The sequence below is a fragment of the Alteromonas sp. CyTr2 genome, from assembly GCF_947311905.1.
Classification (GTDB): domain Bacteria; phylum Pseudomonadota; class Gammaproteobacteria; order Enterobacterales; family Alteromonadaceae; genus Alteromonas; species Alteromonas macleodii.
This window is the reverse complement of sequence record NZ_CAMZMZ010000024.1, coordinates 1-21,676: the sequence shown is the minus strand read 5'-3', so window position 1 is coordinate 21,676 and position 21,676 is coordinate 1. Positions and strand designations below refer to the sequence as shown.

The following is a 21,676-nucleotide window of genomic DNA, read 5'->3' as shown; positions in this document are numbered from 1 at the left end:
CATTAACGTATACAAAGGCAAAATGTGACAAATTTTTCGTCGGTAGCCGCTTATCTACTTAAGAAGTTTTGGCTGCTACTCGCCGTATTGCTTGTACTTTTCGCGCTTGTTTTAAGCGCTGCACGCTATGCTCTGCCGCATATTGAGCACAACAAACACCTGTTGGAAAATTATATTAATGAGCAGTATGGCGTAAACCTATCCATCCAAAGTGTGCATGCTGTTTGGCAGCGCAATGGTCCAAGTATTGTGCTCAATTCGGTGTCGTTGGCTAAAAACGATGCTTCCCCTGTTGCATTGGATATCAGGCAAATCTACGTCGAGCTAGATTTTTGGGAATCGCTACGCCACCAACTTATCTCATCTACCCGTTTTGAGCTGCGTGGTCTTAAGCTTGATATTGACGCCGATCGTCTTTCTGGAGGCGATAAGAATAACTTCCCTGTAGTAAATGCACTAGAGCGTCTGTTTTTAGAGCAGCTTCAAAGCTTCTCGTTAGAAGACGGGGTGGTATCTGTCACTCATCTTAATGAAACCAATTCATTTGATATTGAAAGTTTATCGTGGAACAACCATGAAGAGCGACACCAAGGTTTAGGTCAGCTTAAGGTTGCAGATTTAGCGGCTAACTCGGCGTCGTTTATCATTGATATCACGGGCACGCGGGAAGACTTTGACGGCGTGTTTTACGCCAAAGCAGAAGAGCTCGATATTTCTCCGTGGGTTAGCGATCTCATCAAAACCAAGCGTCCACTAGCGCAAAGCCGCGCAAACTTTGAAGTATGGACTAACTTTTCTCAAAGTGAAGTCACTAGCGTACAAGCCGAGCTTAGTGAAAGCCTTTTAGAGTGGGGCAGTGGCCGCGCGAAAACGGTAACAGGTATCAGAGGAGGTAGTCTTCAGGCGTTGCCTAACGATGAGAACAGACAGGGAGGCTGGAATGTCCGAGTGGATCAATTGGTGCTTAATTCAAGCAACGAGACCCTTACAACAGACCTAATTGGCAGTATAAGTGCAAATGGTGATGCGCTGATAAACACCGTAAAGCCAGTGCAAATTAACCCCTTTCTGCTGCTGTTACCGCTTTTCATGGATGATACCAGTGAAGAAGAAATACGCGGGCTTAATCCAAAAGGCGAGTTGGCCACGTTGCAGGTTCAATGGCACAACGGCCAGCCTTCTTTAGCGGCTAAAGTGCTAGATTTGCAGTGGGACAAAACAGATAAGGTACCAGGTCTTTCGTCGCTAGATGCAGACTTTTTCTGGTATAAAAATAATGGCGCTATCTACTTAGAGAGTGCGGATAGCTTACTAAGTACCAACGGCGTAATTAAGAAAGACGTCAATATAAACCTGTTTAAATCTCAGTTTTATATTTACCCAGAGCAGATAGATAGCGAAGACAAGCAGTGGGTAGTAAAAGGCAGCGATATGCTGCTTGATAGTGATGCCGTTACTCTTCACCCGCAGTTTAAACTGAATATGTCGACAGGGTTTATGTCGCTTTATGTGGATGTAAGCCCATTGGCGCTAAATGAGGTGAGCAGTTTATTTCCCCCTTCTTTAATGGGGGCTAATACCGACAAATACCTTACTCGTGCGTTTACAGGAGAAGGTGAAGTCGCAAACGCGCGCGTGCTGTGGCACGGTCGCACGAGTGACTTCCCGTTTGACGACAACACAGGTATTTTTCAGGCGTATGTCGATATTGAGCAGGGGGATTTTCTTTTTGCGCCAGACTGGCCGGCACTTAACAACTTAGACCTATCTTTGTATTTTGTGAATAATGCATTAGTGATGGAGAGCCCTAGTGCGACGCTTGCTGGGATGAAAATCAGTGATATGTCGGCTGCCATTCCAAGCTTTAGTCCAGATGCCCGCCTGATTATTTATGCCAATGGTACTGGCACTGGTAATGCGCTAACCGCGTTAATGATGGACTCGTCCCTCAAAAAATCTTTAGGCAAAGTACTTAACGAAGACGTGCAAATTGGCGGGCCTCTATCTGCCGACATAAAGCTTGATATCCCGTTTAAAGGCAAAGATGTGGTGGCATCGGGAACGGCGCACTTGTCGGATAACCCCGTTTTTGTTGCGACCACAAATATGCTATTTGATAAGGCATCGGGAGAGGTGTCATTTGTTAATGGCGATATAGACGCAAGTGGGCTTCAGGCGCAGTTTCTTAAACAGCCGGTGAACTTGTCGCTATCCGGTAGACAGAGCGACACGTACGACCTAAATGTAGAGTTAGGTGGACGATGGCATGTACATCCGCTCGCTAACTATGTGAATACAGACCTCACCGAATACATCGACGGCGAAAGTGATTGGAACACTACAGTTCAACTGTCGCTTTCAAACAGTGGGTTTAACTATACTGCCAATTTAACTGCAGATTTAACGGCGACACAAAGTGTATTGCCTGCTCCCTTCGATACGCCAGCGGGCAGCAGTCTACCGCTGCTTATTACCAGTAAAGGCGATAGCAAAGTATCAAATGTGGAGGCGTCACTTGGTGATAACATTCGTTTTGATGGCGTACTACCGCACAAAGAAATGCAGTTTTCACGTGCGCACTTGGCACTTGGCGAAAGCGATATAGCCAACATTGGTACAGGTTTTAGTATCAGCGCGAATCTAGCTCAAGCTGATGTGCAAGAATGGTTTACTACTATTAATATGTTACTTTCCGGTAAAGGGAAAGACACCAGCACCGCCGTTGCAAAAGCAAATGCCCACTCGAGTATCCAATCAAACGAAAGCAAAAAAGCGAATTTGTTTGGTACTCCCTCGCGGATATTCGCCAAAGCCGACAAGCTAAATTTTGCTGGCCACAGTATTAAAGATGCGCAGCTCAGTGCAACAGAACGCAATAAAGATTGGATCCTAGACTTAGCGTCGCCTCAGGCAAGAGCCACTATTCGTATTAATAGTGATTTAGACGAGCAGGGCATTGAGATAAATGCCGACTATTTATCACTAGAGAAACCTGTTGAAGCCGGGGGGACGACAAAAGCCGACTCAGAGAGCGGCGTTGAGTTAGCTACCAATAGTGCTATGCCAAATGAGGAAGGCGAGTCGCCCTACAATATTGACCCAAATACGCTACCGCCCATTTATTTTTATTGTCAGTCCTGTGGCGTGCATGGCACCGATTTAGGTGAAATTACCTTAGACATCGCGAAGGAAGAGAATGGTTTAGCCATTCGTCAGCTTCTAGTGAAATCTGATGAAACTAACGTTACCGCAACGGGATATTGGAAGCACATGGGAGGCGAGATTCAAAGCGCGTTAAACGGAACATTAACGTCTCCCGACGTTGGGCAGATGCTAAAAGAGTACGGTGTTGAATCAGGTATAAAAGATTCTAGCGCAAACGTCGCGTTTGATATCACTTGGCCAAATGCGCCGATGGATTTCGGGTTTGAACAGCTAAACGGTAATGTTCAGTGGTCGCTGTCAGATGGGTATCTAACTGAGTTAAGTGACAAAGGTTCACGTATCTTCACCCTGTTCAGCTTGAACTCGTTAGTGCGGAAGCTCAGCCTCGACTTTCGAGACGTTTTTGCTAAGGGTTTTTTCTACGACGATATGGGCGGTACGTTAAGTATTGTTGATGGCAAAGCGTATACCGACGATACTGAAATTGACGGCGGCGCTGGTGAAATAGAGATCACGGGCTTCACCGATCTCAATACCGGTGGATTAAATTACAACGTATCGTTCGCACCGAACGTAACCGGGAACTTACCGTTTTTAGTGTATTTCTTGGCTACGCCGCCCACTGCACTCGCTGCTCTTGCCATAGACCAGGTGCTAACCTCTGCGAAAGTTATTTCGAATGTGAACTATCGCGTTACAGGCACCATAAAAGCTCCTAAGTTCGACGAAGTTGAGCGCAACAGCAAAGACATCAGCTTACCTGCGCAAAATGCGCCTGTACCGGCCAACCCGCAAGACAGGCCATTAACGGAAGATGACGTACGCAGGCTTAAAATGGAGGTGATCGATGGTTAATTTAGTTGCATTACAAATGACATCTGCGCCAAGCGTGGAAGAAAATCTCGACACCGTTGCAAACGAAATGGCATCGGCAAAGATTGAGAAAAACAGTTTAGTTGTGCTCCCAGAGTGTTTTGCTTATTTCGGCGGTAAAGACAAAGGCCAACTTGCTGTGGCAGAAACAAAGGGCGAAGGTGAGATTCAGCGACGTTTGTCAGCGCTTGCTGCACAATATCAGTGCTATCTGGTTTCGGGTACGTTTCCAGTGAAAACCAATAGCCCAGAGAAGTTTTCCGCAGCCTGCATGCTGTTTGGCCCCAATGGTGATGTGTTGGCAGACTACCGAAAAATTCACATGTTCGATGTATCAGTTAACGACAACACGGGCAGTTATCGTGAATCGGCGACAACCGAAGCGGGCAGCAAGGTGGTTACTGTTGAAACGCCAATAGGCAACATTGGTCTTGCGGTGTGCTATGATGTACGCTTTCCAGGGTTATTTACTGCAATGGGCGATATCGATATTTTGGTGTTGCCAGCGGCCTTTACCCAGCGCACCGGAGAAGCGCATTGGCATGCGTTGTTGCAAGCCAGAGCCATTGAAAAGCAGTGCTTTGTGGTAGCTGCAAATCAAAGTGGTGTGCATGCAAATGGCCGTGAAACATACGGTCACAGTCTTGTACTGTCGCCTTGGGGGGAGACCCTTGCCGAACGCAAAACCGACGTAGGGTTAGTTTCGGCAAAAGTAGATATTGCAGAAAGAGAAACCATTAAACAGAATATGCCGGTTGCCGAACATAACCGATTCAGGAGTCACTTTGTCTAAATCTGTTGAGCGTCATTTATTATCTGACTCAGGGCTAGATATCTCTAAGCTAGAGCGTGCTTTAGCGACTATTCATCGTCACGATACCGACTATGCCGATTTGTATTTTCAGTCAAGCCAGCACGAAAGCTGGGTGTTGGAAGACGGCATTATTAAAGAAGGCAGCTATAACATAGAGCGCGGCGTAGGCGTGCGTGCAATTAGCGGCGAGAAAACAGGGTTCGCTTATTCCGACGAAATAAGCGAAGAAGCGTTGACCAAAGCGTGTAAAGCGGCTCGTGGCATTGCGCCAAGCGACGGATCACAACAAGTTGCTTCGCTTGGGCAAAAACCAGTGCAAGCGCGATACAGCGAAAATAACCCTATTCTTGCGATGCAAGACGCTGAGAAAATTTCGCTTTTAAAAGCAGTAGATGCCTATATTCGCAAACAAGAGCCGTCTGCCAATCAGGTAGTGGTGAGCTTAAGCGGTGTGTATGAAGAAATTTTAGTTGCTGGCAGTGACGGTACTTTAGCTACTGATATTCGCCCGCTGGTGCGCTTGAACTGCTCGGTATTGCTAGAACAAGGCGATAGACGTGAACGTGGTTCAGCGGGGGCTGGTGGTCGCTATGCCTACTCGTTCTTTAAGCAAGACGAAAACGGCAAACCGTATTACGAAACCTTGGCAGAAGATGCCCTTCACATGGCACGCGTTAACATGCAGGCTGTGGCGTCACCGGCAGGCGCTATGCCTGTAGTATTAGGTAACGGTTGGCCAGGTGTTTTACTTCACGAAGCGGTAGGGCACGGTCTTGAAGGCGACTTTAACCGTAAGGGTGCATCAACATTTAGTGGCCGTATTGGTCAGCGCGTTGCAGCAAAAGGCGTGACGGTTGTTGACGATGGGACATTAAACGACCGTCGTGGCTCGTTGTCGGTAGACGATGAAGGCACACCAACAGCGCACAACGTGCTTATTGAAGATGGTATCTTGAAAGGTTATATGCAGGATAAACATAACGCCAAGCTTATGGGCGTTGCGCCTACCGGTAATGGTCGTCGTGAATCCTATGCGCACTTGCCTATGCCCCGCATGACGAATACTTATATGTTGGAAGGCCAACACGATCCGCAGGAAATTATCGCGTCTATCGACAAAGGTATTTACGCGCCGAACTTTGCTGGCGGACAGGTAGACATTACGTCAGGAAAATTTGTATTTTCTAGTGCGGAAGCGTACTTAATTGAAAACGGTAAAATTACCGCACCGGTGAAAGGGGCTACCTTAATTGGTAACGGTCCAGAGGTTATGCAAAAAATCTCAATGATTGGTAACGACACTGCCTTAGATAAAGGCGTGGGTGTATGTGGTAAAGACGGTCAAAGCGTGCCGGTGGGTGTAGGTCAGCCTACACTTAAAATTGACGAGTTGACGGTCGGTGGTACGGCTTAATTCAGCTCAAACCCGCAAACTGGAAAATTAAAAAAAGGTTGGGCCTAGGCTCCAACCTTTTTTGTATACGAACAGGTATAAGTCGTGGCTAACTTTCAAATCCTTTTTCATTCAACCACTCAATAGCATCTTCCTCGTTGGTAAAAATACCTAGCTCAAGGCCTGCATTGTCGTAAATTCTCTGAAATTGGGCTCTTACAATGGGCTGCACCGTGGTATCGCCAATAACTAGCGCGCCAAGCGCCATTCCATGCTTCGCACGCCATTCTATTGAACGCTGCAGTTCTGTCTCACCTGCTTTAGTGAGAAGGGCAGAACCATGCAAAAAACCTAAAAATGCCCAGTGACTCCCACCAAAGCTGTTAATTACATCCATCATATCCCGCGCATAGCGTTCAATGGCTGAACCATCGGCAATACCTTCAGCCGACACGCCTACAATGCTACCAAGCACAGCAATTTGATACTGGCCGTACTTGCTTTTCAGTGTTGCGTTAGGGTTAGAAAATATTTTCACACTACCCCCTTTTACTGGTGAACAAAACTGTGATGTTGAGATTAGTTTTATTTAATTATAGACGGTTAATCCTCATGAATAACGTCTTTTAAATACTGAAACAGCTCTCTGAATGCTTTAGGAGGCGCATTTTTTTCACGCTCTTTCTTAATTTGGCGGTGAAATTGGCGCAGCTTCTGGCGGTCAAGTTCAGGGTGCGCTTCAATCAGCTTTTGAATAGCGGGGTCGCCCTGTTCAATTACGGCTTCACGGGCTTTTTCTAGTGCGTGAAAGGCCGCATTGCTCGCCTGATGCTGATGTGTAATTTTGGCCAACGCCTCTTCAAGAGGAGCAGTGTCTCGCTGGCGCAATACCTTGCCGATAAACTGAAGCTGGCGACGATAACCGTCTTTTTTCTTGTTTACTTTGCGGGCAATAGCGATGGCGTCAGCAAGCTCTTCATCCATAGGGATCGTAGCGATGTGAGCATCGGTCAGGTTAACCAACGTTTCACCTAGCTTGTGAAGTTCTTTAGCTTGACGCTTCAGCTCAGTTTTACTGATTAATTCTTCCTCTTCGAACTCATCTGCTTGCGCATCTTCGAAGTAAGGATCTTCAGGAGAATTGTATTTCTGATCACTCATTTCAAACTCATTAGTGTTACACTTTAGCTAAATTGTAACTATCACAGTCGAATTAAGACAGCGAAACTTACTATGCAAATTGAGCAGCAGTTAGCCGACATTCAAAATGTCGTAGATGATGTACTGAAATTAGCCCTTTCTAAAGGCGCAACACAAGCCGAAGCCAGCATGTCTAAAGTGCAGGGCATCGCCGTGTCTTCACGTATGCAAGAAGTTGAAAACGTTGAATTTACCAACGACGGCGGCTTAGGTATAAGCGTATACGTAGGCAAGCGAAAGGGGAGTGCGTCTACCGCAGATCTGAGCAAAGCGGCGCTAACACTCGCGGTAGAAAAAGCCGTCGATATTGCACGTTATACCAGTGAAGATCCTTGTACAGGTTTGGCCGATGCCGACCTTATTGCAACCGAGTTCCCTGATTTAGATCTGTATCACCCTGAAGAATTAGATACTGAAAAGGCCATTAAAACTGCTATTGAAGCCGAAACGGCGGCAATGAATTACGACTCGCGCATTACAAATTCAGATGGCGCGTCGTATAACGCAAATCTAGGTATGCGTGTTTACGGCAACACGCACGGTATCAATGCAGGTTATCCTAGCAGCCGCTATTCACTAAGCTGTATGGTTATTGGCGCACAAGATAACGATATGCAGCGCGATTACGCTTACACAGTAAGTCGTAAAGCGTCTTTGCTGCAATCAGCAAGTGCAGTGGGCATCGAAGCCGCGAAAGCTACTGTAGACCGTTTGGGCGCTCGTAAAATTAACACGGCCAACGTGCCTGTGCTTTTACACCGTGACATTGCATCTAGCTTATTTGGCCATTACGTTGGAGCTATCAGCGGCGGCAGCCTTTATCGTCGCTCTAGCTTCTTGCTAGATAGCTTGGGTAAACAAGTTTTCCCAGAATGGCTTAATATTGAAGAGCGTCCGTTTATTAAAGGCGGTCTGGCAAGCTCAAGCTTCGACAACGAAGGTGTGGCATGTTCTGACATGACCATTGTCGATGCGGGTAAATTGGCTACATATCTTTATACCACTTACTCGTCGCGTAAACTAAACACCCGCTCGAATGGCCACGCCGGTGGTATTCATAACTGGCTAGTAGGTGATACGGGTCACAGCGACGCCGACCTGCTTAAAGAAATGGGCACAGGTTTGTTTGTAACCGAACTGATGGGGCAGGGCGTTAACGGTGTGACGGGCGATTACTCGCGCGGCGCAGCGGGGTACTGGGTTGAAAATGGCATCATCCAATACCCAGTTCACGAGGTAACTATTGCTGGCAATCTGAAAGATATGTTTAAAGGCATTGTGGCAATTGGCGCTGAAAAAGATGTGCGCGGTAGTGTACAGACCGGTTCGGTGCTTATTGACCAAATGAAGATAGCAGGCAGCTAGTTTACGCTTTCTCGAAACGCTGAAGGAGACAGCCCGGTGGACTTCTTAAAGCGTTTCGAGAACGTAAATACATTTGCGTAGCCTACATAACTGGCGATATAAGATACGGGCCACTGCGTGCTTAGTAACAAGCTTTTGGCTCGTGTCATACGCAAATGGATAACGTGCTGTTTGGGGCTTCTCCCAAATACTTGTAAGCACAGCCTGTGAAGGTGAGGGGCAGAGTAATGCGCTTTCTCACTTAAGCTTTCCATATCCCAATCAAACTGAAGCTGTTTTTCAACCGCAGAAAAGAGGCTGTGTAGTCTGCTTACTTGGCGTCGTTCTTTCTCATCGTGAGTATGTACGTCACTCAAAGGCGCATCAATAATACGGAACAGGTAGCGAGACACAACTTGCATCGCCGAATTTCGATTCTCGACGTCACGCTCTAAATACAAAAGTTCCATTGCATGATGCAGTCCTTCCAGCATGGCATTATCCACTATCACAGCACCTAGCTTATTAAATGGTGTCCAGCGTTCGGAGTCTGCCAGGTTGACCCAAATTATATCCCATTGCTCACTGACTATTGTGACTTCGAAACTTTGTCCAGCGGGTAAAATAATTAGCTGTCCTTCATCTAATTGCATCTCGCCTGACGGGACACGAAACTTTCCTTTTCCATGAATGCTGTAAAACAAGGTGTGGTTAGGAGGCGAAACGCGACCTACCGTATAGTCACCTGATAAGTTAGAGCATCCTGCTAGTTCAATCTCCAGGTCGCTGATTTCAGGCGCGTTACTACTGTCAATAAAGCGTTCAAAGCACTTAGGGCCTATGTCTACAATGTCTCTAAAGCTAAGTTGCATAAATGTAAAATGATAGTTTTGGATAAATATATGAAAGATTAGAGCATAAAGGATTTAATGAAAGTTAGCTATATTGCGCTTAACCAAAAAGTAAAGGATATGACATGCTTAATGTTGCGCAAGTAGTGGCTCAAAACGATTGGCAAAACCCGGTTGTATTTCAGAGGAATCGCATCAATGCCCACAGTCCACATCACGGATACAAAACGCTAAAAGACGCATTGCAAAATACCAATGCGCAAAAGCGTAGTTTAAACGGTCAGTGGGATTTCCGTTTATTTGAGGCACCAGCAAACGTACCTGAAAGCCTGCTTTCTAAAACATTAAGTGATGATGAATCTGCTAATTGGCAGCCTATTGCGGTACCTTCTAATTGGCAGCTGCAAGGTCACGACAAACCGATTTACTGCAACGTGAAATATCCCTTCGCGGTAAACCCTCCAGTGGTACCCAGCGAGAATCCAACGGGTTGCTATCGCACTACCTTCAACGTTACCAAGGATGAGTTAAAACAGCGCAATCATATCGTCTTTGAAGGGGTAAATAGCGCGTTTCACTTGTGGTGCAACGGCGAGTACGTAGGCTATTCCCAAGACAGTCGACTACCGGCTGAATTCGATTTGTCTGGCTACATGGTTGAAGGTGAAAACCGACTAGCGGTAATGGTGATCCGATGGTCAGACGGCAGTTACTTAGAAGATCAGGACATGTGGTGGCTTAGCGGTATCTTCCGCGACGTAAATCTAGTCACCAAACCTCAGCATCACATTCAGGACGTGTTTGTTACGCCAAGCCTTGACGCATGCTATCGCGACGCAACAGTAACCGTACGTACCGCCATCAATGCGCCTTCTACTTACAAAGTGGGCATCCAGCTTTTTGATGGCGATAACGCTGTCACCGAGCAAGTCATTACCGGCACTAACAATAAACGTATTGATGAAAAGGGCGGTTGGGATGACGTGGTTTTTCAAACGCTTCATGTGAATGAACCTAATCACTGGACTGCTGAAACACCGAGTCTGTACCGCATCGTAGTCTCGCTTATTGATGAGAATGGCAATGCCGTTGATGTTGAGGCCTATCACGTTGGCTTTAGAAACATTGAAATGAAAAACGGCCAGTTACTGGTAAATGGTAAAGCCGTGCTAATTCGTGGGGTTAACCGTCACGAACACCATCAAACAAAAGGGCATGCAATCAATGAAGATGACATGCTTGAAGACATTAAGTTGTTAAAGCAAAACAACTTCAATGCCGTACGTACCGCTCATTATCCAAATCACCCTCGTTGGTATGAGCTTTGTGATGAATACGGGCTTTATGTGGTAGATGAAGCCAACATCGAAACCCACGGTATGTTCCCAATGGGAAGGCTTTCTCGCGACCCGCTATGGGCCGGCGCCTACATGGCGCGCTTCACGCAAATGGTCGAGCGCGACAAAAACCACCCCAGCATCATTATTTGGTCGTTAGGGAATGAGTCTGGTCACGGCCCTACCCACGATGCAATGTATGGCTGGGCAAAGTCATTTGACCCATCGCGCCCTGTACAGTACGAAGGCGGCGGCGCTGATACAACGGCTACTGACATTATTGCACCAATGTACGCACGGGTTGATACCGACATTAAAGACGATGCAGTGCCTAAGTGGGCCATTAAAAAATGGTTGTCGATGCCGGGGGAAAACCGCCCCCTTATTCTATGCGAATATGCGCATGCTATGGGTAATAGCTTGGGTAGCTTTGATGAATACTGGAAAGCGTTTAAGGCTTATCCTCGCCTTCAAGGTGGCTTTATTTGGGACTGGGTTGATCAAGGATTAGTAAAACACACTAATAGCGGCGAAGCTTATTGGGCTTACGGCGGCGACTTCGGCGATACTGAAAACGACAGGCAATTCTGTATCAATGGTCTGTTATTTCCAGACAGAACGCCACACCCGCACTTGTTTGAAGCTAAATTTTGTCAGCAGCACTTAAGCTTTTCGTTGGCTGAGAAGGGCAACAAGTTTGAGCTTACCGTAAGCAGTGATTACCTATTTAGACGTACAGACAATGAGTTGTTACGTTGGCAATTGCTAGAAAACGGAAAACCGATTGCTGAGGCAAAGGGCGAATGTGAAATCGACATTGCCCCGCAACAAACACAAACGCTCAGCCTGGCCCCAGACATTACATTCAAAGCGGGTGCCGACTATCACTTAAATATTGACGTAGTATTAGCAAAAGATAGCCCGTGGGCTAATGCAGGGCATGTCATGGACACCGCCCAGTTAGCGCTAGTCAACAAGCGTGGGATTGTGTCGTTTTCTCTTAATGATAACGACATAGCAAACGGTACTAGTGAGCTATCAATTGAAGCTCAGGATGGGATGTTGCTGGTACATGCGCTAAATAACGTATTTAGCTTTAGTAGTGAAAGCGGGCTATTAACCTCGTGGCTTCAAGGCGCGGAGGAAATACTTAGCGCGCCGCTAGAAGATAACTTCTTTAGAGCGCCGCTAGATAACGACATCGGGGTAAGCGAAGTTGATAATCCCGACCCGAATGCGTGGGAGTCACGCTGGCGTCGTGCTGGAATTGGCAAGTGGACACGCACTTGCACGGGCGTAAACGTAGAGCAGGGCGCGCAAGACGTGCGTATAACATCGTTATTTGATTATCACCATTCAGAGAAGCTGGTAGCGGCAACCAAGTGGGTTTACACCATAAATGCACAGGCTAAGCTATCGGTAGACGTTGAAGTGCTCTTGGATGACGGTTTACCACCTATGCCGCGAATTGGTATACGAACGGCAGTGCCTGTAGCCGATAAGCCAACGTCGATTACCTGGCAAGGACTAGGGCCATTTGAGAACTATCCTGACAGAAAAGCGGCAGCGCGTTATGGTCGCTACACCTTACCTATAAAAGAGATGCAAACGTGCTACATATTCCCAACGGACAATGGCTTGCGCTGTGGCTGTACACAACTTGAAGTTAGCGGCCTGAAAGCAAAAGGACAGTTCTATTTTAACGTGAGCGAATATGGTCAATCCCAGCTAGACGAGGCAAAACACACCTGTGATTTAACACCTCAAGATTGTGTGTTTGTGTACATTGATCATGCTCACATGGGCGTAGGCGGCGATGATTCATGGAGCCCAAGTACACATAAAGCATTCTTGTTGGAAGAGAAGCAATACCGCTACTCAGTTTGCTTTAGCGCTACTGACAGCTAATCCTCAGTGTGAAGTCGGTCATTTAGCACTCGATATCTCAAGTGACAATTCGCGGCATAGCTTAGTTATGCCGTTATTGGGATAAAGTGTTTACATATAAAAAAGCCGCTACACAGTAGCGGCTTTTCATTAATTCAAAACTCGTTCAGGCAAGGTCTTAGCCGTCAACCTGGCCGCAGAAACGGTAACCTTCACCGTGGATGGTTACAATCAACTCTTCATCTGTAGGATCTGATTCAAAGTGCTTACGAATACGGCGAATAGTTACGTCAACCGTACGGTCATTCGGACGAAGTTCACGCCCTGTCATTTCCATAATTAGCTGCTCACGGGTAAGAATTTTACCTGGGTTGCTTAGGAAAAGGTGAAGTGCACGGAATTCACTACGTGGTAGACGGAACTCTTTACCGTTTGGAGAAATCAATGAACGGCTATCACCGTCAAGCGTCCAACCGTTAAAGCTTACACGGCTTGGTAAATCGTCATCTTCTGAAGAGTTTGTAGTACGAGACAGTAAGTTGCGTGCGCGAATGGTCAATTCACGAGGGTTAAATGGCTTAGTCAGATAATCATCTGCACCAATTTCAAGACCTAGAATACGGTCAACGTCATTATCACGACCCGTTAAGAAAATAAGGCCAACGTTTTTACGGTCACGTACTTCACGTGCCAAAATAAGGCCGTTTTTACCCGGTAGGTTAATATCCATGATAACCAAATTGATAGCGTGATTCTCGAAGAAATCATGCATTTGATCACCGTTTTCGGCCTCAAACACATTATACCCTTCCGCTTCAAATAAACTCTTAAGCGTGGTACGGGTTACCACCTCATCTTCAACAATTAACACATTTGGCGTCTGCATGGTGTTCTACACTCTTTCTAAAATACGATTTAAGCAACTAACTGGTTAAATTTTAATATTCATATACTTGATTGCAAGCAACTTGTGAATATTCTTACTGTTAAGGTATTGGGTTTAGCCAATAAAAATCAAGAAAAGTTCATACTTTATACAACTATTCTGATATTTTCGCATTAACAACGGGGAAGATAATTACAAATTCTACGCCGTTGCCTTCCTCACTGGTAATCGATATTGAACCATTAAGGGCTTGCGTTACTAAGTTGTATACCAAGTGCATTCCCAATCCGGAACCACCTTGCCCACGCTTTGTGGTGACAAAGGGGTCAAATATCCGTTTGCGAATCTCTGGGGAAATGCCTTTTCCATTATCGGTATAAACAAGCTTGAGCTTATTGCTACTCACCATTTCGGCACGAATATCAATTGTGCCTTCATCCATGGTTTCAAACCCATGAATAACCGAATTCATGATTAAATTAATCAAGATTTGATTTATTGGGCCAGCCTTCGTTTCAACGCTAAGGGTAGGGTCGCAATGTACGTTGATGTTGTGTTTTAATTTTTTGAGTCGAGGCTGCAATGACAATAGTATCTCATTAACTAGCTGTACAACGCAAAAACTTCGACTAGATTCTGAGGTTTGATCGACAGCAACCTGCTTAAAACTGCTAATAAGTTCGGCAGCTCTGTTCAAATTGCGGTAAATAATGTTGAGGTTTTCGTTACTTTCATCCAAAAAGCGTTTCATTGCACTGGCTTTCAGCGTTTTATTTTCAAAGTCCTTATGAATAACCGCTAATCTGTCTAACATCATTGTCGACGCAGTAACACCTAAACCTATCGGAGTATTTACCTCGTGCGCAACGCCCGCAACCATATCTCCGAGCGAGGCCATCTTTTCATTCTGTACAATCTGACGCTGGAACTGATGCAGTTTCTCAAGTGTTTGAATAAGCTCTTGGTTGGCATCTTTTAAGGCAGTGGTGCGGTGACTTACCATATCTTCTAGGCTGGCATTGAGCTTTCTATGTTGCTCCTCCGCCTGTCGTTGCTTTTGCATATACTCTTGCATGCGAAATAGCATCACATTCACGGCGTCAGCCAAGATATCGAGTTCTCTAATGGTGGAGCCGCTGGCACGGGCTGAATAATCACGTTGTCGTGAAGTACGCTGCAAGAAGTTAGCAATGTCTTCAACGGGGCCAGTTACAATACGCTGCATACGCACTGCAAAGTAAAAGCTAATAGCCAATAGCGCCAAGGCTACTGCTAAATTAAGCCAAATCGACTTTCCAACAAGCTGGTTAAAATTCTCTGAGGAAATTCGTAAATATATCCAGCCCAACTGAATGTTCGTCTCTGTGTCGAAGACTTTTGCACTTAATTCAAGGTATTGCCCATTGTCGGCCAATTGAGGTCTCATAAACATGGACGCCAGTTGATTTTCCTTGCCTCCTAACAATAACTGGCCTTCCTTGTTATAAGAGGCGAAAATCTGGGGCTCTACGTTACCGCTTTGTGCTTTGTAAACGTGGGCATTTAATACATGGTCGGCGGCAGCAAGGTTACTTAGGGCAAGTTCAATGCGCTCTGGCGTTTCGTCATAAAGATACATAGCTGAACTGCTTGCGACCAACTTGGCTAACATGAGTGCGTTAGACTCAAGTTCATGACGGTAGGTTTTAATTTGCGTGTAGACGGCAAGACTGGATAACACTGCAAGCGAAAAGGTAGCAATTGACATTACCACCCAAATGAAAAGGCTTTTTATAGTAAGCTTGACTACTTTATCCGTCATATCCGTTTTGCGTATTGTCCATCCACGTCTTACATACATCAATAGTGGCGCAAAAATGCGCAAAAAGGAAGATGCCTATAAATAATAATTAATGTAAGCAGCGCCCGCTAGTTGAGGGTTGAAAGGTAAAGTTGCTGGTAATTTTTTGCAGCCGCTTCCCAAGTGAATCGCGTTCGCATACCCCGTTGCTGCATTGCTCTGAACTTGCCTGCGTCTTCGTAGAACGCTAGCAGTGCTCGGCGAATACACGATAGCAAGGCGTGCGGCGTAGGGTCGTCAAACACAAAACCCGTCCCATCGCTATCATTACTGTAATCGATAACCGTGTCTTTGAGTCCGCCCACCGAACGCACGATAGGGATGGTTCCATAAGCTAAGCTGTACATCTGGTTCAATCCGCACGGCTCAAACTGAGAAGGCATTAGAAAAAAATCAGCGCCGGCTTCTACAAGGTGGGCATGTTCGGAACTAAAGCCGTTTATAAACGCGAATTGGTCAGGATGCTGTTGAGCAAATTCGCCAAGATCCATACAGACTTTAGGATCGCCCGTTCCCACAATTACCATTTGGACGTTGTGCTTAATCAGGTCGTCCAAGATGGGCAGTATGTAGCCAAAGCCTTTTTGTTCTGTAAGGCGGCATACCATTCCAATAAGAGGTACATTGCCATTATCAGGTAATCCTGACTTTTCTTGTAATGCTCGCTTACATGATGTTTTCGGGTGAAGATTATCTACACTGTAGTTCTCAGGTAGGAATGTATCTGTCTCTGGGTTCCACTGGGTGTAGTCGCATCCGTTCAGAATGCCACTTAAATCGGCTTGACGGCTTACCAGGCGTTCATGAAGGCCATGACTACCCAAGTCAGTGAGTAGCTCTCTTGCATAGTTTGGGCTTACCGTTGTCACTTTCGTGGCAAATTCAATGCCGCTTTGCAGCATGTTTATGTAACCGCCGTGAACTTGCGCCAGAATATTAGGGTGATGGCGGAGAAACGGGATAGTTTCCAGCCTATGAACGCCTTGGAAAGCGGCATTGTGGATAGTGAATACCGTTTTCGTGCTGTCGAAATACCCTGATTTGTCATGGGTAAGTAAAAACGGAAGCATGGCTGCATGCCAGTCGTGGCAGTGAATAACGTCTGGCTTTTTATCGATAGCTTTTAGGGTTTGAAGTACGGCACCACTGAAAAAACTAAAGCGCTCACCATTGTCTTCATAGGCTTCAAATGCGTTGGCGTATAGCCCGTCACGCATAAAGTATTCAGGCGAGTCTACAAAGTAAATAGGGATACCGTGCCATTGCATGTAGCGAATATCAAAATGGTACACCTGACCTTCAGTAAACAGGGTTTGTTGCTCGGTTACAGTTGGTAGGTTCAACTGTTCAGCCAGTACTTGGTAATAAGGCATAACAATGGTGATGCTTTCGCCCAAGGTATCAAGCGCGAGTGGGAGTGCTTTTCCAACGTCTGCAAGGCCGCCGGTTTTTACCAATTCTTCAACTTCTGAAATAGCAAATACAATATTCACAGGTGATCCCCCAGAGCGTAACGTGCAGTGCACTTGTAATGCTTAAATATAGTGTACGGAAAAAGCGCCGTATGCCATTGCGTGGAGTACGCAATGGCATGAGCAACAGGTAGAAAAGCTAAATTAGCACAAGCTAATGGTTTTTTTAATTACAAAGCCGCTTGATAAACAGAAAATTGCGACGTTTGTGCTGTGGTATAGACCGTTTGGAAGTGCTCAGCGAGTAAACCTGGGTAGGGTAAGAATCGGTTTGCCACCATCTGCATAGTGCCGCCACGACTTAAGCTTGCTTTAGCGTCAGAAATAAAGCGCTTAGTGATGGTGTAGTCAGTTTTAATGCCAGTATGAAATGGCGGGTTGGTGACAATATGCTGTACTTTTTGGGTAAAACCGTGCAATCCATCTGCAGCATAGAGTGTTGCTGATAATCCGTTGTCTGCTAGGGTGAGTGCACTACAGTAAACTGCAAGTGCGCTAACATCAGTAAGATGAAGCTTCAAATGCGGATACTTAAGCATTATATAACTGGCAATCACGCCAGCGCCGCATGCGAAATCCAGAATTTCACCACTCAATGATGTTGAGAGTTTTTCTAGTAAAAGCTCAGTTCCCGCATCCAGTTCCTTGTAGCTGAATACGCCAGGCATAGAGGCCACTTGCCAAGCCGTGCCCTCAACATGATACGTGTTCATATCAAGCCATGCATCCGGTTCAAAGGCAAGATGTGGCTCTTCAACTAAAACGGTAATAAGACTGCAGTGGCGAGCAGAATCAACCTTTTGGGTTGGGCCGTATTGGTCCATCAACTTAGCAGCACTTTTTATACCGCCCTTATTTTCACCCACCACGTGAATACGACCATTTTGGCCCACCATGCTGGCTGCCATTCGCAATAGCATCTGAAAATGGGTTTTTGCTTTGGGTAAGAAAATCATCACGTCAGTATGAGATTTCTCTAGTGCAACGAAAGGCGTAAATATATGAGTATGATTTCCGACTTTTTGCGTCACCTCAAAACCTGTGCGCGTAATATCTCGGCTATCAAACGATACCGAGGGTACGACTCTTACGCACTCTGAAAAAACATCGAAATATTGGTGAATTACCGTGACTTCTTGCGATTTAAGACCGTCCAGAAAATACGCATCAGAAGGGTTGATAAATGCCCACTGACCTTCGTCGAAAAGCGCGATATTTCGTTCTAACAGTTGGCTTTGAGGAGATAAAATCATTACTTAGTACGCTCGAAAATTAAATCCCAAACGCCATGACCAAGCTTTTGGCCACGGGTTTCAAACTTGGTAATTGGGCGGTAGTCTGGACGAGGTACATAGTCGCCGTCAGTTGCAGTATTGGTGTAACCGTCGGCATTGATCATAACGTCTAACATGTGCTCAGCATATTGCTCCCAATCCGTCGCCATATGAAAACAACCGCCAATAGCTAATTTGGTACGAACCAGCTCAACAAATTCAGGTTGAACAATACGGCGTTTGTGGTGACGCTTCTTGTGCCAAGGGTCTGGGAAAAATAGTTGTAGGCGAGACAACGAACCGTCTGGGATCATATTCTTAAGCACTTCTACTGCATCATGGTCCATTACACGCAAGTTCTCGACGCCTTGTTCGCTTGCTTCAGCTAAGCATGCGCCAACGCCTGGACGGTGAACTTCAATGCCGATAAAGTCTTTCTCAGGTGCATTTGCGGCCATTTCAACCAATGACTTGCCCATACCAAAGCCAATTTCTACAACAACAGGCGCACTTCGGCCAAAAATTTCTGACAGCGATAACGGTGTTTCAGCGTAGTCAATGCCCTTGGTTGGCCAGTGATCTTCTAGCGCTTTTTCTTGTGCTTTGGTAAGTCTACCTTCGCGTTTCACGAAGCTTTTTACCTTGCTTACGTATACTCCAGCGGCTTCTGCTTCCGCCTGACTTTTGAATTGCCTCATTTGCAATGCCTTTCTTACCCAATTTTATGGTGGCGCATTATCCACTTACCCACGGCTTATGCAACGCTGAAATGGTAAAAATGCTGTAATTTTATACGCCAATTTGCTTAGCAATAATAGACGCTACGGCGTCAGTTTTCTCAAGTACTACCATATGCCCGGCGTCACTAATGGAGTGGAACGTCGCTTTGGGTAGTACATTTTTTAGCTGCTTTATTGTTTCTGCTGGTGCAATGGCGTCTTGCTGGGCAGTAATAAACGTTACTGACGCGTTGATCTTTGCGAGCGCTTTAACGGTACTTTCTCGTGGTGTCGTTGCTAGCGTGTGGTTGAGTAACGTTGTTTTACCTAAATCCTGCGCCATCGATTTTACAACACCAGCCACGTTTTCATCCGCTAAGCGGGAAGGGTGGATAAATCGCGAAAGATAAGCATCGTTGTCGGGCTTGAAGTTTCCTTGTTTAAGCATGGTGGTTAGCTGCTTACGCTTGGCTATTTCTTCTTTTGATAGCCCTTCTGGGTTGTAACCGATTAAGGTTATCGAAGCAATATTGGCAGGATTGCGCTGTGCTACTAATGCAGCTATAAACCCGCCCATCGAATAACCCACAAGGTGCACTTTTTCGTTATCAAGAATGCGATCTTCACTTAATGCCAGCATTTCTTCTAGCGATGCTGCCCATTGAAGCGGTACATAACGACGTTGTGCAATATTTAGTTCGCGCCAAAGCGGTAGAAATACGCGCTCGTCGCAGAGCGTACCGGGAAAAAATAAAACAGGGTTCTGCACAGACACGTGTGTTCCTTAACAATAAACTGGCTAGTTACATGCTACCATAGCGCGCTTTTTAATGAATGGTCGCTAAGTAGAAAACGACCAAGCGGTAGTAACTGCCCATACAGACGATTATGACAGAACAACAATATACAGGTAGCTTTGCAGAGCGAGCACTCGCATGGTTTGATAAACACGGGCGAAAGCATTTGCCTTGGCAACAAGACGTTACGCCTTATAAGGTGTGGGTGTCGGAAATAATGCTACAGCAAACTCAAGTCACCACGGTAATTCCCTACTTTAAACGCTTTATGGCGTCTTTTCCCACCGTGCACGACTTAGCTAAGGCTTCTCAAGACGACGTGCTTCATCATTGGACTGGCTTAGGCTACTACGCAAGAGCAAGAAATCTTCACAAAGCTGCGAATACGCTGGTAGAAAAATACAACGGCGAATTTCCCTATAGTCTAGAAGAAGTTATGGATTTGCCCGGCATAGGGCGCTCTACCGCTGGGGCGATACTTTCGCTCTCTCGCAATATGCGCTTTCCTATATTAGATGGTAACGTGAAGCGTGTGCTGGCGCGATACTATGCAATTGGCGGGTGGCCGGGACAGAAAAAGGTAGAGAATCAGCTTTGGGAAGTGGCCGAGAAAAACACGCCCACCAATTCAGAAGGCGGACGTTGTGCCAACTATACGCAGGTGATGATGGACTTGGGCGCGATGATCTGTACGCGAAGCAAGCCAAAGTGTGATGAGTGCCCGCTTCAAGCCGACTGCATTGCCTACGCACAAGGCGCGCAAGCCGACTACCCGGGTAAGAAGCCGAAAAAGGCGCTACCCGAGAAGTCCACCTATATGATGGTGGCACAGTTTAACAGCCAAGTGTATTTAGAGCAGCGTCCCTCAACAGGGCTGTGGGGTGGTCTATATGGTTTTATTGAGGTGTCTTCAATAGAAGAGGGGATGGAGCAGTTGGCCAAGCGAGGTATCAGTGTCGACGAAACCCGAACGCTTGAAGGGTTCCGTCATACCTTTAGCCATTTTCATTTAGATATCACCCCGGTAGTGGCCGTGGTAAACTCTGCTCCATCAAAGCGCGTAGCCGAAACAGCATTTCGTTGGTTTTCGTTGAACGAGCCTATTGAAGTTGGTTTGGCGGCACCTACAACCAAGATTATTCAGCAGTTAATGCGTTAGGCGTTTTAAGCCCAACGCAACATTTTTTGCTAAGCAGATAGCGAACGAAAGGAAATAACATGGCAAGAACGGTATTTTGTCGCAAGCTTCAAAAAGAAGCTGACGGCTTAGATTTCCAACTTTATCCGGGTGAACTGGGTAAGCGTATTTTCGACAACATTTCTAAAGAAGCATGGGCTGAATGGCAAAAGAAACAGACCATGCTGATTAACGAACACAAGTTGAATATGATGGAGCCGAATGCCCGTAAGTTTTTAGAAGAAAAAATGTCGGCCTACTTGTTTGACGACGTAGAGCCTACGATTGAAGGCTATGTTCCGCCTGAAAAATAAGCAAAAAAGCGTTTTTTGAGCAAACAATGCGCAAACAGTAATAAAAGCGCAAAAAAAGCGAGAAAAACGGTTGACTTGTGAAGGCGAAAACCGTTTAATACGCACCCACAGCAGGACAGGCAGCAAACGCCTAGAACGCTAACAAGTTTCAGCCTCGATAGCTCAGTTGGTAGAGCAGCGGATTGAAAATCCGCGTGTCCCTGGTTCGATCCCGGGTCGAGGCACCATCATTCAAGCCCTTGCAGAAATGCGAGGGCTTTTTTGTTTGCCCAGCGAAGCTGGCAAACCCGTCAGGTTGAAAGAAACCTGAATCACCCTGACTGAGGGGAAGAT

At 46.1% G+C, this 21,676-nt stretch carries 16 protein-coding genes and 1 tRNA gene; 8 read left to right on the top strand and 9 right to left on the bottom strand.

Annotation, left to right across the window (positions count from 1 at the left end; genetic code table 11):
- Positions 1-24 precede the first annotated feature (24 nt).
- The 3 genes from QME20_RS13155 to tldD are packed head-to-tail and all read left to right on the top strand — an operon-like array spanning position 25 to position 6,266.
- A complete protein-coding gene (locus QME20_RS13155; protein WP_281716042.1) occupies positions 25-4,020 on the top strand; it encodes a YhdP family protein in 3,996 nt (1,331 codons plus the stop codon).
- The gene (locus QME20_RS13150) at positions 4,013-4,831 is read left to right on the top strand and encodes a carbon-nitrogen hydrolase family protein (RefSeq protein ID WP_049588411.1); all 819 of its coding nucleotides are present in this window, start codon (positions 4,013-4,015) and stop codon (positions 4,829-4,831) included. The genes QME20_RS13155 and QME20_RS13150 overlap by 8 nt, the downstream gene beginning before the upstream one ends.
- A complete protein-coding gene (tldD, locus tag QME20_RS13145) occupies positions 4,824-6,266 on the top strand; it encodes a metalloprotease TldD (RefSeq protein ID WP_049588410.1) in 1,443 nt (480 codons plus the stop codon). The genes QME20_RS13150 and tldD overlap by 8 nt, the downstream gene beginning before the upstream one ends.
- Positions 6,267-6,354: 88 nt before the next feature.
- Here the strand turns inward: tldD and QME20_RS13140 are convergent, their stop codons facing one another.
- Positions 6,355-6,783 (bottom strand): hypothetical protein, encoded by a 429-nt coding sequence (locus QME20_RS13140; protein WP_049588408.1) that lies wholly within the window; start codon positions 6,781-6,783, stop codon positions 6,355-6,357.
- A 65-nt stretch (positions 6,784-6,848) separates the two neighbouring features.
- Entirely contained in the window at positions 6,849-7,406 is a 558-nt protein-coding gene (gene yjgA, locus QME20_RS13135) for a ribosome biogenesis factor YjgA (protein WP_049588407.1), read from the bottom strand.
- A 72-nt stretch (positions 7,407-7,478) separates the two neighbouring features.
- Between yjgA and pmbA the strand changes: the two genes are divergently transcribed.
- The gene (gene pmbA / locus QME20_RS13130; RefSeq protein WP_049588406.1) at positions 7,479-8,810 is read left to right on the top strand and encodes a metalloprotease PmbA; all 1,332 of its coding nucleotides are present in this window, start codon (positions 7,479-7,481) and stop codon (positions 8,808-8,810) included.
- On the opposite strand, the gene QME20_RS13125 is transcribed toward pmbA, so the two are convergent.
- A complete protein-coding gene (locus QME20_RS13125; protein ID WP_049588405.1) occupies positions 8,807-9,661 on the bottom strand; it encodes an AraC family transcriptional regulator in 855 nt (284 codons plus the stop codon). The genes pmbA and QME20_RS13125 overlap by 4 nt on opposite strands.
- Positions 9,662-9,765: 104 nt before the next feature.
- Between QME20_RS13125 and QME20_RS13120 the strand changes: the two genes are divergently transcribed.
- The gene (locus tag QME20_RS13120) at positions 9,766-12,885 is read left to right on the top strand and encodes a beta-galactosidase (protein ID WP_281716041.1); all 3,120 of its coding nucleotides are present in this window, start codon (positions 9,766-9,768) and stop codon (positions 12,883-12,885) included.
- Positions 12,886-13,042: 157 nt separating this feature from the next.
- Here the strand turns inward: QME20_RS13120 and arcA are convergent, their stop codons facing one another.
- The 6 genes from arcA to QME20_RS13090 form a co-directional block, all read right to left on the bottom strand.
- Positions 13,043-13,750: a two-component system response regulator ArcA gene (gene arcA / locus QME20_RS13115; protein WP_014996957.1), complete on the bottom strand. Its 708-nt coding sequence runs from the start codon at positions 13,748-13,750 to the stop codon at positions 13,043-13,045.
- 154 nt (positions 13,751-13,904) lie between these two features.
- Entirely contained in the window at positions 13,905-15,551 is a 1,647-nt protein-coding gene (locus QME20_RS13110) for a HAMP domain-containing sensor histidine kinase (RefSeq protein WP_281716040.1), read from the bottom strand.
- Positions 15,552-15,658: 107 nt separating this feature from the next.
- Positions 15,659-17,083 carry a glycogen synthase GlgA gene (glgA, locus tag QME20_RS13105; RefSeq protein WP_281716039.1) on the bottom strand — a complete coding sequence of 475 codons (1,425 nt, stop codon included), beginning with the start codon at positions 17,081-17,083 and terminating at the stop codon, positions 15,659-15,661.
- Between the two features lie 149 nt (positions 17,084-17,232).
- The gene (locus tag QME20_RS13100) at positions 17,233-18,315 is read right to left on the bottom strand and encodes a methyltransferase (protein ID WP_252119589.1); all 1,083 of its coding nucleotides are present in this window, start codon (positions 18,313-18,315) and stop codon (positions 17,233-17,235) included.
- Complete coding sequence (trmB, locus tag QME20_RS13095; RefSeq protein WP_281716038.1) at positions 18,315-19,034, bottom strand: tRNA (guanosine(46)-N7)-methyltransferase TrmB; 720 nt, start codon at positions 19,032-19,034, stop codon at positions 18,315-18,317. Before trmB ends, QME20_RS13100 begins: the two co-directional genes overlap by 1 nt.
- 91 nt (positions 19,035-19,125) lie before the next feature.
- Positions 19,126-19,830: an alpha/beta fold hydrolase gene (locus QME20_RS13090; RefSeq protein ID WP_239259368.1), complete on the bottom strand. Its 705-nt coding sequence runs from the start codon at positions 19,828-19,830 to the stop codon at positions 19,126-19,128.
- A gap of 113 nt (positions 19,831-19,943) precedes the next feature.
- Between QME20_RS13090 and mutY the strand changes: the two genes are divergently transcribed.
- The 3 genes from mutY to QME20_RS13075 all read left to right on the top strand — a co-directional run bounded on the left by mutY (position 19,944) and on the right by QME20_RS13075 (position 21,570).
- On the top strand, positions 19,944-21,011 hold the full coding sequence (gene mutY / locus QME20_RS13085) for an A/G-specific adenine glycosylase (protein WP_039217250.1): 1,068 nt from the start codon (positions 19,944-19,946) through the stop codon (positions 21,009-21,011).
- A gap of 59 nt (positions 21,012-21,070) precedes the next feature.
- On the top strand, positions 21,071-21,343 hold the full coding sequence (locus tag QME20_RS13080) for an oxidative damage protection protein (protein WP_014947929.1): 273 nt from the start codon (positions 21,071-21,073) through the stop codon (positions 21,341-21,343).
- Between the two features lie 151 nt (positions 21,344-21,494).
- A tRNA-Phe gene (locus QME20_RS13075) sits at positions 21,495-21,570 on the top strand.
- The last annotated feature ends 106 nt before the right edge of the window (positions 21,571-21,676 follow it).

What these genes read in the sequence shown, in the direction of transcription:
- QME20_RS13150 (WP_049588411.1), top strand. Translation starts at nt 4,013, where the DNA reads ATGGTTAATTTAGTTGCATTACAAATGACATCTGCGCCAAGCGTGGAA.
- yjgA (WP_049588407.1), bottom strand. Translation starts at nt 7,406, where the DNA reads ATGAGTGATCAGAAATACAATTCTCCTGAAGATCCTTACTTCGAAGAT.
- pmbA (WP_049588406.1), top strand. Translation starts at nt 7,479, where the DNA reads ATGCAAATTGAGCAGCAGTTAGCCGACATTCAAAATGTCGTAGATGAT.
- QME20_RS13125 (WP_049588405.1), bottom strand. Translation starts at nt 9,661, where the DNA reads ATGCAACTTAGCTTTAGAGACATTGTAGACATAGGCCCTAAGTGCTTT.
- QME20_RS13120 (WP_281716041.1), top strand. Translation starts at nt 9,766, where the DNA reads ATGCTTAATGTTGCGCAAGTAGTGGCTCAAAACGATTGGCAAAACCCG.
- arcA (WP_014996957.1), bottom strand. Translation starts at nt 13,750, where the DNA reads ATGCAGACGCCAAATGTGTTAATTGTTGAAGATGAGGTGGTAACCCGT.
- QME20_RS13110 (WP_281716040.1), bottom strand. Translation starts at nt 15,551, where the DNA reads ATGACGGATAAAGTAGTCAAGCTTACTATAAAAAGCCTTTTCATTTGG.
- QME20_RS13100 (WP_252119589.1), bottom strand. Translation starts at nt 18,315, where the DNA reads ATGATTTTATCTCCTCAAAGCCAACTGTTAGAACGAAATATCGCGCTT.
- trmB (WP_281716038.1), bottom strand. Translation starts at nt 19,034, where the DNA reads ATGAGGCAATTCAAAAGTCAGGCGGAAGCAGAAGCCGCTGGAGTATAC.
- mutY (WP_039217250.1), top strand. Translation starts at nt 19,944, where the DNA reads ATGACAGAACAACAATATACAGGTAGCTTTGCAGAGCGAGCACTCGCA.
- QME20_RS13080 (WP_014947929.1), top strand. Translation starts at nt 21,071, where the DNA reads ATGGCAAGAACGGTATTTTGTCGCAAGCTTCAAAAAGAAGCTGACGGC.